This window comes from Pantoea sp. AS142, assembly GCF_037152305.1.
GTDB lineage: Bacteria > Pseudomonadota > Gammaproteobacteria > Enterobacterales > Enterobacteriaceae > Pantoea.
Window position 1 is genome coordinate 439,495 of the sequence record NZ_JBBCMO010000001.1, and the last position, 12,725, is coordinate 452,219.

Consider the following 12,725-nt stretch of genomic DNA (forward strand, 5'->3'; position numbering starts at 1 on the left):
AACACAGCTGACACGATTTTGCAGTTAATTCTGCTATTGCACTATATTGGTGCGCTAATTTGGTGCAGGTGGCTATTTTGGTGCAGCGGGTGGTGTGCCTCAGATGTTGAGGCTGTGAAGCGGGGGTGGGAAGAACTGTTAACGGGGCCATAAAATGCGGTAACTAAGACGTAAAAAAGGCGGGTCTCCCCGCCTGATTGACTGCGTTGAATCTTATTCAATATTTGCTTCAATGAACCAAAGGAATTTATCCAAATCACGCGATGCCGCAGTAAAAATGTCAGCGGTATCTTCGTCTTTCACTTCTGAAATCGCTTTACGGGTGTCGTTTGCCACAACGCTGTAACGGTCTGCCAGCGCTTTCAGATGGTCCTGAACGCTGTGGATATTCAGCGGATAGCTTTTCAATGGAGTTGTATCGTTTACAACCTGCGTGGTGCCCAGCGCCACGCCACCCAGCTGAACCACACGCTCGGCAATAGTGTCCTGATGATCAGTAATCGTGGTGCGGAAGCCATCCAGCATTTCGTGCACGCCGATAAAGTTCGCACCGCGCATGTTCCAGTGCGCCTGCTTAGTGATCAATGACAGGTCAATAAATTCGACTACCAGACGGTTTAACACCGCGATGGTGGCTTTTTTTTCATCTTCGGCCACATCATTGCGGGTAAAAATCAGGTCAGAAGATTTAGTTTTAACCAATTTAGCGGTACTCATCGTTTCAGTCCTCTCTTTGATGGTTGTCCTAATCAAGTATCGGATAAGTATAGCAGCGCTTTTCAGCTTTGCAGGAACGACTTTAACGATGGATGAAATAGCGAGTGTCTTTTTTAAAACGGCGCTACTAAGATTAAGTTAATACCATGTTAAAATATAATTCCTTGCAAATATTAATATAAATCAATTATTTATGTGCGATTATTAATAAGACCTACGTACCTGATTAAAAATAGAAAGATCGGTAAAGTGCGACGGTTAAGAATAATTATCATAATGAGCATGATTATTATTTAACCCGTCAGCGTAACGAGCTTGATAGCGTTTACTTACCTGTCCTCAGATAATTCAACGCTGTTTAACGCACTCTTTTTCGGCCGCATGGTCAGCGTTGAACCTGCTGAGGCGATGATGATGGCCATCAGCGCCAGCCACTGCAATACGCTCAGGGTTTCTCCCAGGAATAGCATGCCGGAAAAGGCGGCCATGGCGGGTTCAAGACTCATCAGCGTACCAAAAATGCGCGCCGGTAAGCGGGTGAGGGCGATCATTTCCAGCGAATAGGGAATGGCGCTGGAGAGCAGGGCAACCAACAATGCGACCGGCATAACGGCCCATGTCCAGATGCCACTTTCTGCGAATGTCAGTCCCAGAGGCACAAAAATTACCGAGGCAATCAGCGAACCGATGGCCACTGTCGCAGGGCCATGTTCTGCGCCTGCCCGTTGTCCCGCCAGGATATAGATCGCCCAGCAGGCGCCTGCACCTACTGCCAGCCCTGCGCCCAGCGGATCAATCGCGGTCATGCCTGTACCAAACGGCAGCAGAAACCACAGACCAATCACCGCCAGCAACACCCAGACAAAATCCAGCGGTCGGCGCGATCCAAAGAGGGCCAGCGCCAGCGGGCCGGTAAATTCCAGTCCCACTGCCACACCCAGCGGCACGGTGCGAATCGCCAGATAGAACATAAAATTCATTGCGCCCAATGCCAGTCCATACATCAGGAGTGGCAGACGTTGTTCCCGGCTGAAGCGTAAACGCCAGGGCTTGAAAATCACACAAAGTATCAGGGTTCCAAAGCCCAGACGCAGTGCCGTGATACCCGTGGCACCCACAGCAGGAAACAGGCTTTTCGCCAGAGAAGCGCCACCCTGCAGCGACAGCATCGCAATCAGTAGAACGGCAATCGGCATTACAATCGGGGCAAGGTTTTTAGAAGCGGGAGAGGCAGACATCCTGTGTACTTTTCCTGATCATCAACATAATGAGTAAGTCAGTGTAAAGGAAATGGCGGGCTAAAAATCACAGATTTGCATTTTAGATTTATCTTAACTGAGCAATTTTCGGCCAAAATTAGTGCCATTTAGGTAAAGAAATGTCAGGTTTTTTTAAGATTTAACTTAAAGATCGAATTGAGCACAAAATGATTATTGAAGAAATGTGAAGGATTTTATAAGAAAAATGAATGACATAAGATGTTTCATTAACGTCCTGTTACACCAAACTTTCTGTTAGACAACAAAATCCGGGCAGAGTTTCTCGCTATTTTTTGTTATATTTTCAGCGTTGTCAGGAGAGAAGTATTTTCACATTTGAGGTGGTTATGAAAAAAATTGCATGTCTTTCAGCATTAGCCTGTGTACTGGCAGTATCTGCAGGTTCAGCAATGGCACAGAGCACCGTAACTGGTGGCTATGCTCAGAGCGACTATCAGGGCGTGGCTAACAAAGCTAACGGCTTCAACCTGAAATACCGCTATGAAGACGGTTCTAACCCACTGGGTTGGATCGGTTCATTCACCTACACTGAAAAAGATCGTACCGAATCTGGCGTTTACAATAAAGGCCAGTACTACGGTGTGACCGGTGGTCCTGCTTTCCGTCTGAACGACTGGGCTAGCATCTATGGTGTTGTAGGTATCGGCTACGGTAAATTCCAGCAGAACGATACTGCATCACGTGCTAAAACTGATTCAAGCGACGTAGGTTTCTCTTACGGCGCAGGTCTGCAGTTTAACCCAATTCAGGACATCGCGCTGGATGTGGGCTACGAGCAGAGCCGCATCCGCAACGTTGACGTTGGTACCTGGATTGCTGGCGTAGGTTACAGCTTCTAAGTCTAGCTTAGCTGACCTGCCAAAAAAACGGCCCCCTGGTGGGCCGTTTTTTATTGTGCTCAATTTAGCCGCTACCTTCTCACGTCTCTGTTCTGCCTGTGTCCCTTCCTGATATCTGTAGCCGATCAACAGCCATAACCGTTAATGCCGTCAAGCATGTCGACACAATGGATAAAAAAATACTAAAGAGAGTGGAAAGGGGGAATGAGCCTTTCAGCTAATGGCTGAAAGGCACTGAATCAGAATTAGCCGCGCCAGATTAGATTCTGGCAGCGACGATCGGCAGGCTTGTGGCCCAATAGTTTTTCAATCAACATCAGACGCAGTGTGAACGGGGAACGCGTCAGCAGGCAGAGCCAGGATTTTATCTCCATGGCTGTTTTCTTCTCAGCCTGGAAGCATTTGCTGCAATCTAAGCAACATTTCAGGGTGCTCATAGAATCACCTCCCAATCATTGTCGACGCGGTTGTCAGCAGCCTGCAGTGAGATGCGCCATCATCACCGGAGCAACAGGGATTGCTCTTTTCCTGCTTACATTATCATCAAATATAGCACTGGCTATATCGTTTAGCCAAGGCTAATGACGAAAAATTTGAGCTTCTTCGCGGCTGGTTTACAATGAGCGCAGCTAAATCCGTACAGCAGTGTGAGTACCGGAAATAATAATGAGGAAGCTGAATGAGTCGTCGTGCTAAAAGCGTGGTTTCTGCGCCAAAAGGACCACTAAAAGATATTGAAGAGCATGTCGAAGGTTTTCGGCAAGTGCGTGAAGCGCATCGTCGGGAATTAATTGATGACTACGTTGAGTTAATCTCTGATTTAATTGGTGAATTTGGCGAAGCGCGTCAGGTCGACATGGCGGCCCGCTTGGGTGTTTCGCAACCCACTGTAGCTAAAATGCTGAAACGGCTTGGCAGTGCCGGGCTGGTGGAACAGGTGCCTTATCGCGGTGTTTTCCTGACCGGTGAAGGGGAGAAGCTGGCAGAGGAGAGCCGCGCCCGTCATCATATTGTTGAAAGCTTTTTGCTGGCGTTAGGCATCAGTCCCGAAACAGCCAGACGTGATTCAGAAGGTATTGAGCATCACGTCAGTGATGAAACTCTGGCCGTATTTAAGAAGTTCTCCGATACCCGTCAACGCTAAGGCGTACCCTCATCATGCCTCAACTGCTTCGATCTTTTTTGCATGACTCTATTTTGCATTTATTAATCGTGATTGGTGTAGTTCTGGCATTTATGGCGGATTTTCGCTGGGACGATCTGCCTGGAGCGGTGGACTGGCACACCATTATTACGCTCACCGGGTTGTTAATTCTGACCAAAGGGCTGGAAACCAGCGGCTACTTTGATGTGCTGGGAGGACGGCTGATTGCGCGTTTCCGGCATGAACGTGTGCTGGCATTGTTTATGGTGATGGCTGCCGCGCTGCTCTCTACGTTTCTGACCAACGATGTGGCGCTTTTTATTCTGGTGCCGCTAACGCTCACATTGCGGAAGTTCTCGCATTTACCCCTCTCGCGACTGATCATTTTTGAGGCGCTTGCGGTAAATGCCGGCTCGCTGCTGACGCCGGTCGGCAACCCGCAAAACCTTCTGCTGTGGAGCCACGGCAAGCTGAGCGTTGTCGCGTTTATTGTGCAGATGCTACCGCTGGCCGCCTGGCTGCTGCTTAGCTTGATGTTTTTAACCTGGTTTAGCTTTTCAAAGCGGTCGATTGATAAGCATGACAACCCGGAACAACCGCAGTGGCAGAAGCCGCTGTTTATCGTCAGCCTGGTGTTGTACCTGCTGTTTATCGCCGGTCTGGAGCTGAAGATCACCGGCTGGGTACTGCTACTGATACTTGCCACTTTCCTGGTGATGGCACGCCGGGTGCTGCTGCGCATTGACTGGAGCCTGCTGGCGGTGTTTATCGCCATGTTTATTGATGTCTTTCTGCTCATGCGTCTGCCGGTGATGCAGTCACACATTGATGCCGTGTCTCATTTCGGTCAGGGGCAGATCTATCTGCTGGCGATTGGGTTGTCACAGGTGATCAGCAATGTACCGGCGACGATTCTGCTGCTGCAAAAAGTGCCGCCTACGGATGTGCTCGCCTGGGCGGTCAATATTGGCGGATTCGGTCTGCTGCCGGGTTCGCTCGCTAATCTGATTGCTCTGCGTATGGCGAAAGATCGGGCCGTCTGGTTGCGTTTCCACCTCTTTTCCATCCCATTGCTTGCCTGGTCAATGGCCAGCGGCTGGCTGCTATTGCGGTTGCTCAATTAGTCCCGACGTATCCTGCTACCCTCAACAGGTGGCAGGATGTGCGCCATTTCTCAAGTTTCGTAAAGTTGCGCTGGATTTTGTCAGTTTCCGATATAAGGTTAACAGGACCTTTATGCCCGGGAATTAGGGCCTTAGCCAGTGATGGGAACTATGAGCGAGAATAACCAACGCGATCCACACCCGCAGGACGCAGATAACGCGACGGATAAAAGCCGTCAGCCAGAGGAAAATCAGGACAACGACCAGCAGCCGGAGCGTAAACGCCCCGGTAAAAAGCCGCTGATTATTCTGGCGGTGGTAGTGGTGATTATGCTGATTGTCGGATTCTGGTTCTGGTTCACCACCCGTAATATTGAAACCACCGACGACGCCTTTACCGAGGGCGATGCCGTTACCATTGCGCCTAAAGCATCCGGCTATGTCGTGAAGCTGCTGGTGAAAGATAACCAGCGGGTTAAGAAGGGCGATCTGCTGGTGGAAATCGACCCCAGCGACAACCGTGCCCAGCGTGAACAGGCTAATGCGCAACTCGGTCTGGCAGTGGCACAGTGGCATCAGGCGCAGGCCCAGTTGGCGCTGTCGCGGGTGCAATATCCGGCACAACGTGATCAGGCGCTGGCCGATCAGGCTAAAGCGGAAGCGAACCTGCTTAATGCGCAGGCAGATTATCGCCGCCAGCGTGGTGTCGATCCGCGTGCGACCAGTCAGCGTAATATCGACAGCGCGTCCGCGCAGTTACGTTCAGCGCAGGCACAGTTACAAAGCGCGAAAGCACAGGCTGAAGTGGCGTCACAGGTTGCCCTGCAGATTCGCCAGCAGGAGACCAATGTTGAAGCGCGTCAGCAGCAGGTTGAGCAGGCGAAGGCGCAGTTAAGCACGGCCGATCTTAATCTCTCCTACACCCAGGTTCGCGCACCCTATGACGGGTTTATCACCAAGCGCAACGTTCAGCTGGGAACATTGGTGCAGGCGGGTTCCTCGCTGTTTTCGCTGGTCTCGCCTGAGATTTGGGTCACCGCGAACTTCAAAGAATCTCAGCTGCAACGCATGAATCCTGGCGACAAGGTTGAAATCAGCGTCGATGCCTGGCCGGATATGAAGCTGGAAGGACATGTCGACAGTATCCAGATGGGCTCCGGTTCGCGCTTTTCGACCTTCCCGTCAGAAAACGCCACCGGTAACTATGTGAAAATCGTTCAGCGCGTACCGGTGAAAATCGTCATCGACAAGGGCCTTGATCCGAACCATTCGCTGCCGCTGGGTCTCTCGGTTGAACCGAAGGTAACGGTGGAATGAGTACGGCGCAGAGCTGGAAACCCGCGAGTAACCCGTGGTTAGTGGCGATCACGGTCACGCTGGCAGTGTTTATGGAGATTCTCGACACCACCATTGTCAATGTGGCACTGCCGCACATCGCCGGTTCGCTCTCATCCAGTTACGATGAGTCAACCTGGGTGCTGACCTCCTATCTGGTGGCGAACGGCATTGTGCTGCCGATCTCTGCGTTCTTCAGTCGACTGTTTGGCCGTAAACAGTTTTTCCTGATCTGCATCGTGATGTTTACTATCTGCTCTTTCCTGTGCGGCATCGCCACTGAACTGTGGCAAATCATTCTGTTCCGCGTGCTGCAGGGCTTTTTTGGCGGCGGATTGCAGCCGGTTCAGCAGTCTGTATTGCTGGACTACTTCAAGCCTGAAGATCGCGGCAAGGCATTTGGTCTCTCCTCTATTGCTATTATTGTCGCGCCGGTGATAGGCCCGACATTAGGTGGCTGGATCACCGACAACTACAGCTGGCGCTGGGTGTTCTTTATTAACATTCCGGTGGGCGTGCTTACTGTGCTGGCGATCTATCAGCTGCTGGAAGATCCACCGTGGGAGCGTAAGTGGGCTAAAGGTAAACTAAAGATTGATTATATCGGTATCAGCCTGATTACCCTGGGGCTGGGTTGCCTGCAGGTTATGCTGGATCGCGGAGAAGATGAGGACTGGTTCGCCTCGCACTTTATCGTGCTGTTTGCCATTCTGGCGCTGATTGGCATCGTGGGTGCCGTCTACTGGCTGATGTATGCCCGTAAGCCGGTGGTCGATATTCTGGTGATGAAAGACCGCAATTTCTGGGTGGCCGGGCTGTTGATGGCTGGCATGGCGATGATTCTGTATGGCAGCTCCGTGGTGCTGCCGCAGTTGGCACAGCAGGATCTGGGTTACACCGCAACCTGGTCAGGCCTGGTGTTGTCGCCTGGCGCGGTGCTGATTGTTCTGACCATTCCGCTGGTGCTGAAACTGATGCCGATTGTTCAGACGCGATACATTATTGCCTTTGGTTTCAGCTGTCTGGCCGTGGCGTTTTTCTACTCTGCCACGTTAACGCCCAATGTCGATTTCACCACGCTGGTGTTGATGCGCAGCGCACAGTCAATCGGGCTGGGTTTTCTGTTTGTACCGCTGACCACTATCGCTTTTGTCACCATTCCGCAGCGACTCAATGCTGACGCCTCGGCGCTATTTACCATGTTTCGTAATGTTGCAGGCTCGATTGGGATTTCGCTTTCGACCGCTGCCATCACCGAGCGCGAACAGGTGCGCTCGGCGCATATGGTGCATAACATGACGCCGCTGAACGAGCCGTTCAACATTACGCTTCAGCACTGGGCGCAGGCGATACGCGACTTTACCTCGGCGGTGGGCGATCCCGTCACGCTGGCAACCGGTCAGCTTTATCAGGAGATGATTGCACAGTCGCGTATTCTTGCTTACATCGATGTCTTCTCAGGCCTGAGTATTGTCGCCCTGATTTTGATTCCATTTTGTTGGCTGCTGTCGCCGATTAAGAGCGAAGGCAGTGCAGGAGCACATTAACATGAAGGTTTTTTCTTCTCATCGCCTGAAATCCCTGAGTTTACTGCTGGCCATCGGGCTGGCAGGCTGCGCCGTGGGGCCAGACTATCAGACACCGAAACCAGCAGTGCCGGGCGGTTACAATGCCCTGGATTCACAGGAGGCGTCAAAGCCACAAAATGCCGCGATTAATTCACGCTGGTGGCGCAGTTTTAACGACCCGCAGCTCGACAGTCTGATTGAGCGGGCGATAGCAGGCAATCTGAGCCTGCAGCAGACGGTGCTGCGTATTGCCGGGGCGCGTGAACAGCTGACGCAGGCGCAGGGTGGTCTGTTCCCCAGTCTTAATGGTTCGGCCAAAGTGACTCGTCAGCAACTCGGACTGGAAGGATTGCTGAAATCTAATGGCGCAACCGATCAGCTCGACAGCACCGTTGCCAGCCAGCTCAATGGATTGACCCAGCCGGTTAACCTCTACCAGGGTAGCTTTGATGCCAGTTGGGAACTCGATCTGTGGGGCAAAGTGCGCCGTCAGGTTGAGGCCGCAAATGCCCAGCAGCAGGCGGCGATAGAGCAGCGCAATGATGCACTGGTTTCACTGGAAGCTGAAGTGGCGCGTGCCTGGCTGCAACTGCGCGGTGCGCAGAGCACCATTCAGACGCTGCAACAGCAGATTGATGTGGCACAGCAGACTACCGAGCTGACCCAAAGCCAGCAGCGTAATGGTCTGGCACCGCTGACCGATGTGGAAAATGCCCGTGCCCAGCTCAGCACGTTGCAGGCGCAATTGCCTCAGTATCAGGCGCAGGCGCGGCAGGCGATGAATGGATTAGCCGTGCTGCTCGGCAAGACGCCGGGTGCGCTGGATGCTGAACTCAGTACACCAAAAGCATTACCACCGCTGCCGCAGTTTGTCCCGGTAGGTATTCCTTCCACGCTGGCACGTCGTCGTCCTGATATTCGTCAGGCTGAAGCAACGCTGCATGCACAAACCGCTGAGATTGGGGTATCTGTTGCGCAGCTTTTCCCAAGCCTGTCGCTGACCGGCCAGTTGGGTGTACGCAACACCGACGTCAGCTATCTGGATAACTGGAGCAGTCATTTCTACAGTTATGGCCCGTCGTTATCAATCCCGATTTTCCAGGGTGGACAGCTGGTGTCGAGCGTTAAGTTAGCGCGGGCGCAGCAGGCCAGCGCCGCTCTGGATTATCGTCAGACGGTGCTGACGGCGCTGCAGGATGTGGAGAATGCGCTGGTGAGTTACCGCGCCGATCAGCAGCGGGTTATGGCTCTGGATGAGACGGCCGGCGCCCTTCAGCGCGCCTTTGATCTGGCCAGCGACAGCTATCGTCAGGGGCTCTCGACTTTCCTTGAAGTACTGGATGCGCAGCGTCAGCTGGCGCAGGCGCAGGAGCAGGCGACACAGGCGCGAATGCAGAGCGCACTTGATTTAGTGGCGCTCTATAAATCACTGGGCGGTGGCTGGGAAACTTACCAGAACATTGAGATGCCGCACTATCCGGTATTTGGCCCGGCCACGCAGGCTGATTAGTGCTCCGGCGGTCGCTGCCTCTGCGCAGTTACCGCCTTTTCTCTCCCCTCATCAGCGTTTAAATCAGATGCTGTCATTCTCTCGATGTTGATCACGATGATCTAAGCCATTGAATAAATTAGCATCTCAACGCCACTGCGCCAGGTTCAGGCAACAGAAAACTAAACAGAGGTAATCGCAGGGTTATTATCAGCGCCTTTGGCGAGTCATTATTTTTTATGTTGCCGGCACATTCCGGATTCAGTTTTTTGAGCTCAGTCACCTTTCTGAATTTATTTCTTTGATGGCTTTTAAGGAAAACTTACAACTGAGCAAACAGAGACGCGCGCGGCTATTCACCCGATTGTGCCTGGCGAAACTGTTATTGTACGGCTTAGCAATCTGCGAATAATCCGACTCTGCTGCAAATCGCCGCGGCAGAAGATGTTTGAAGATGACAAGAGGCATAATTAAAAAAACCAGAGTGGTAATTCTTTTGCGCTATTTAACGGTACCGGTGGCGGATTTTTTAAGCATAATCTGTAAGCTGGTGTGACAGGGAGCGCGATCAGGTCACATTTTTTCTGTTATCTGCGGCCCGTAATCGTTAATAATGATGCTGCGCAACCCGCTTTTAGCGGATAGAATTAGCTGCCCGCTACCGGTATAATCTGTCTGAAATCGTTTTCAACCGCTGGCAAAAGTGCGATTTGTTGTTAATTCAGCGTTAATAAAAGGTCGGGCACTGTCGATTTTAATAGCTCTGTTTTGGCTGAATTAATACTTAGGAATTATCTGTAGCGTAAAAATAATTTATTTTTTTATTTGAATTAGGTAATCTTGGCGCTACAGTTTTATTAACCCCCTTAATCAAGGACATTGTGATGAGTGACGCATTTAAGGTACTGAACAATATTCGCACATTACGTGCCCAGGCTCGTGAACTGCCACTGACCGATCTTGAAGAGATCCTGGAAAAATTAACTGTTGTTGTTACTGAGCGCCGTGAAGAAGCAGAAGCGGAAGAGACCCAGAATCGCGAAAAAGAAGAAAAGCTTTCTAAATATCGCGAAATGCTGCTTGCAGACGGCATTGACCCTAATGAATTATTAGGTGCGCTTGATAGCGGAAAAAAACGTACCAAACGTGCGCCGCGTCCGGCTAAATATTCTTACACCGATGAAAACGGTGAGCAGAAATCCTGGACTGGCCAGGGCCGTACCCCTGCAGCGATTAAAAAAGCGCTGGATTCCGGTAAAAGCCTGGACAGTTTTCTGATTGATTGAGTAACACAATCCTTGTAAGTGGGAGCCGGGGGGCCATCATGGCCCTCCGGCTTTTTTTATTTCTGCCCGGATATCAATCACCCCGCCAGGAATCCACGTCTGATGCTGGCGTGCGCTGCGTCACATCTGGCATAATAGCCGCCGTTTTTTCATCCATTCTCTTCACAAAGGTCAATGCCGTGTTAGTTAGCAGCAATATCACCATGCAGTTTGGCAGTAAGCCACTGTTCGAAAATATCTCCGTTAAATTTGGCGGCGGTAATCGTTACGGTTTAATCGGTGCGAACGGCAGCGGAAAATCTACCTTCATGAAGATTTTGGGGGGCGATCTGGTGCCTTCAGGCGGCAACGTCTCATACGATCCCAACGAGCGCATCGGTAAGTTACGTCAGGATCAGTTCGCCTTTGAACAATTTAGCGTGCTGGACACCGTAATCATGGGTCACCATGAATTATGGGAAGTGAAGCAGGAGCGCGACCGTATTTATTCTTTGCCAGAAATGAGCGAAGAAGAGGGGTATAAAGTCGGCGATCTTGAGGCGCTTTACGGTGAAATGGACGGTTATAGCGCTGAGTCTCGTGCTGGTGAGTTATTACTTGGCGTCGGCATTCCGGTTGAGCAGCATTACGGTCCGATGAGTGAAATTGCGCCGGGCTTTAAATTGCGAGTGTTGCTGGCGCAGGCGCTGTTTTCTAATCCCGATATTTTGTTACTCGATGAACCGACAAACAACCTGGACATCGATACTATTCGCTGGCTGGAGCAGGTGCTGAACGAGCGTGACAGCACCATGATTATCATTTCGCATGACCGTCACTTCCTTAATATGGTGTGCACCCACATGGCCGATTTGGATTATGGCGAGCTGCGGGTTTATTCCGGTAATTATGACGAATATATGACCGCTGCGACGCAGGCGCGTGAACGTCTGTTATCAGATAACGCCAAGAAAAAAGCCCAGATTGCTGACTTACAATCGTTCGTCAGTCGTTTTAGCGCTAATGCCTCTAAATCGCGTCAGGCGACATCACGCGCTAAGCAGATGGATAAAATTAAACTGGATGAAGTGAAAGCCTCCAGTCGTCAGAACCCGTTTATCCGCTTTGAGCAGGACAAGAAGTTGTTCCGAAATGCGCTGGAAGTGGAAGGTTTAACCAAAGGGTTTGATAACGGTCCGCTGTTTAAGAATTTAAATCTGCTGCTGGAAGTGGGTGAAAAGCTGGCGGTGATCGGTGCCAATGGTATTGGTAAATCGACACTGTTAAAAACGCTGGTCGGTCAACTTGCGGCAGATAACGGCGGCGTTAAATGGTCAGAGAATGCGCGCATTGGTTATTACGCTCAGGATCACGCCGACGACTTTGCCAATGATCTGACGGTATTTGACTGGATGAGTCAGTGGAAACAGCCTGGCGATGATGAGCAGACCATTCGCGGTATTCTGGGTCGCCTGCTGTTTTCGCAGGATGATATTAAGAAGCCGGCGAAAGTGCTTTCCGGTGGAGAGAAGGGTCGCATGCTGTTCGGTAAACTGATGATGGAAAAACCGAATATCCTGATTATGGATGAGCCGACCAACCACCTCGATATGGAGTCGATTGAATCGCTTAATATGGCGCTGGAGATGTATGAAGGTACACTGGTGTTTGTCTCGCACGACCGCGAATTTGTTAGCTCGCTGGCAACCCGCGTGATTGAGCTGAAAGCTGATCGCGTGGTGGATTTCACCGGTAATTACGAAGATTACCTGCGCAGTCAGGGCATCGTCTGATGAAAAGGGGTGGCGCTGGCCACCCCGTTTTTTTGGTGGTCTGGTGGTTCAGCGTGGACTCAGGGAGCATACGCCTTTCGCAAAGACGCAAAGGCGCCATCCATGGCGGCTCAGCGCGGGCCATTCGTGGCCCGCGATGCTTTGCTGCAGGCGTATGCTCCCTTCGCTTAAGCTCTGAGCCGTCTGGAAGGG

The 12,725-nt window shown here is 51.4% G+C and carries 11 protein-coding genes; 8 read left to right on the forward strand and 3 right to left on the reverse strand.

What is annotated here, in order from left to right:
* Positions 1–213 precede the first annotated feature (213 nt).
* Positions 214–717, reverse strand: coding sequence for a DNA starvation/stationary phase protection protein Dps (gene dps / locus WFO64_RS02200; protein ID WP_337008524.1), 504 nt, complete (start codon positions 715–717; stop codon positions 214–216).
* 329 nt (positions 718–1,046) lie between these two features.
* Positions 1,047–1,955: a threonine/homoserine exporter RhtA gene (gene rhtA, locus WFO64_RS02205; protein ID WP_337008526.1), complete on the reverse strand. Its 909-nt coding sequence runs from the start codon at positions 1,953–1,955 to the stop codon at positions 1,047–1,049.
* A gap of 368 nt (positions 1,956–2,323) precedes the next feature.
* Between rhtA and ompX the strand changes: the two genes are divergently transcribed.
* Positions 2,324–2,836, forward strand: coding sequence for an outer membrane protein OmpX (gene ompX / locus WFO64_RS02210; RefSeq protein ID WP_337008528.1), 513 nt, complete (start codon positions 2,324–2,326; stop codon positions 2,834–2,836).
* A gap of 245 nt (positions 2,837–3,081) precedes the next feature.
* On the opposite strand, the gene WFO64_RS02215 is transcribed toward ompX, so the two are convergent.
* Positions 3,082–3,273: a hypothetical protein gene (locus tag WFO64_RS02215; protein WP_337008530.1), complete on the reverse strand. Its 192-nt coding sequence runs from the start codon at positions 3,271–3,273 to the stop codon at positions 3,082–3,084.
* A 242-nt stretch (positions 3,274–3,515) separates the two neighbouring features.
* Here WFO64_RS02215 and mntR point away from each other — a divergent pair, with 242 nt between their 5' ends.
* The 7 genes from mntR (at position 3,516) to WFO64_RS02250 (ending at position 12,533) form a co-directional block, all read left to right on the forward strand.
* Positions 3,516–3,980 carry a manganese-binding transcriptional regulator MntR gene (mntR, locus tag WFO64_RS02220; RefSeq protein WP_337008532.1) on the forward strand — a complete coding sequence of 155 codons (465 nt, stop codon included), beginning with the start codon at positions 3,516–3,518 and terminating at the stop codon, positions 3,978–3,980.
* A 14-nt stretch (positions 3,981–3,994) separates the two neighbouring features.
* Positions 3,995–5,104: an SLC13 family permease gene (locus tag WFO64_RS02225; protein ID WP_337008534.1), complete on the forward strand. Its 1,110-nt coding sequence runs from the start codon at positions 3,995–3,997 to the stop codon at positions 5,102–5,104.
* 150 nt (positions 5,105–5,254) lie between these two features.
* Positions 5,255–6,400 (forward strand): HlyD family secretion protein, encoded by a 1,146-nt coding sequence (locus WFO64_RS02230; RefSeq protein WP_337008536.1) that lies wholly within the window; start codon positions 5,255–5,257, stop codon positions 6,398–6,400.
* Entirely contained in the window at positions 6,397–7,965 is a 1,569-nt protein-coding gene (locus tag WFO64_RS02235) for a DHA2 family efflux MFS transporter permease subunit (protein ID WP_337008538.1), read from the forward strand. Before WFO64_RS02230 ends, WFO64_RS02235 begins: the two co-directional genes overlap by 4 nt.
* A 1-nt stretch (position 7,966) precedes the next feature.
* Positions 7,967–9,496 (forward strand): efflux transporter outer membrane subunit, encoded by a 1,530-nt coding sequence (locus tag WFO64_RS02240; protein ID WP_337008540.1) that lies wholly within the window; start codon positions 7,967–7,969, stop codon positions 9,494–9,496.
* Positions 9,497–10,359: 863 nt separating this feature from the next.
* On the forward strand, positions 10,360–10,761 hold the full coding sequence (locus WFO64_RS02245; RefSeq protein ID WP_337008542.1) for an H-NS family histone-like protein: 402 nt from the start codon (positions 10,360–10,362) through the stop codon (positions 10,759–10,761).
* Positions 10,762–10,940: 179 nt separating this feature from the next.
* Positions 10,941–12,533: an ABC-F family ATPase gene (locus WFO64_RS02250; protein ID WP_337008544.1), complete on the forward strand. Its 1,593-nt coding sequence runs from the start codon at positions 10,941–10,943 to the stop codon at positions 12,531–12,533.
* Positions 12,534–12,725 lie beyond the last annotated feature (192 nt).

Excerpts from the sequence above, each read along its gene's own strand:
- dps (WP_337008524.1), bottom strand. The coding sequence starts at position 717 with ATGAGTACCGCTAAATTGGTTAAAACTAAATCTTCTGACCTGATTTTT.
- rhtA (WP_337008526.1), bottom strand. The coding sequence starts at position 1,955 with ATGTCTGCCTCTCCCGCTTCTAAAAACCTTGCCCCGATTGTAATGCCG.
- ompX (WP_337008528.1), top strand. The coding sequence starts at position 2,324 with ATGAAAAAAATTGCATGTCTTTCAGCATTAGCCTGTGTACTGGCAGTA.
- WFO64_RS02215 (WP_337008530.1), bottom strand. The coding sequence starts at position 3,273 with ATGAGCACCCTGAAATGTTGCTTAGATTGCAGCAAATGCTTCCAGGCT.
- mntR (WP_337008532.1), top strand. The coding sequence starts at position 3,516 with ATGAGTCGTCGTGCTAAAAGCGTGGTTTCTGCGCCAAAAGGACCACTA.
- WFO64_RS02225 (WP_337008534.1), top strand. The coding sequence starts at position 3,995 with ATGCCTCAACTGCTTCGATCTTTTTTGCATGACTCTATTTTGCATTTA.
- WFO64_RS02230 (WP_337008536.1), top strand. The coding sequence starts at position 5,255 with ATGAGCGAGAATAACCAACGCGATCCACACCCGCAGGACGCAGATAAC.
- WFO64_RS02235 (WP_337008538.1), top strand. The coding sequence starts at position 6,397 with ATGAGTACGGCGCAGAGCTGGAAACCCGCGAGTAACCCGTGGTTAGTG.
- WFO64_RS02240 (WP_337008540.1), top strand. The coding sequence starts at position 7,967 with ATGAAGGTTTTTTCTTCTCATCGCCTGAAATCCCTGAGTTTACTGCTG.
- WFO64_RS02245 (WP_337008542.1), top strand. The coding sequence starts at position 10,360 with ATGAGTGACGCATTTAAGGTACTGAACAATATTCGCACATTACGTGCC.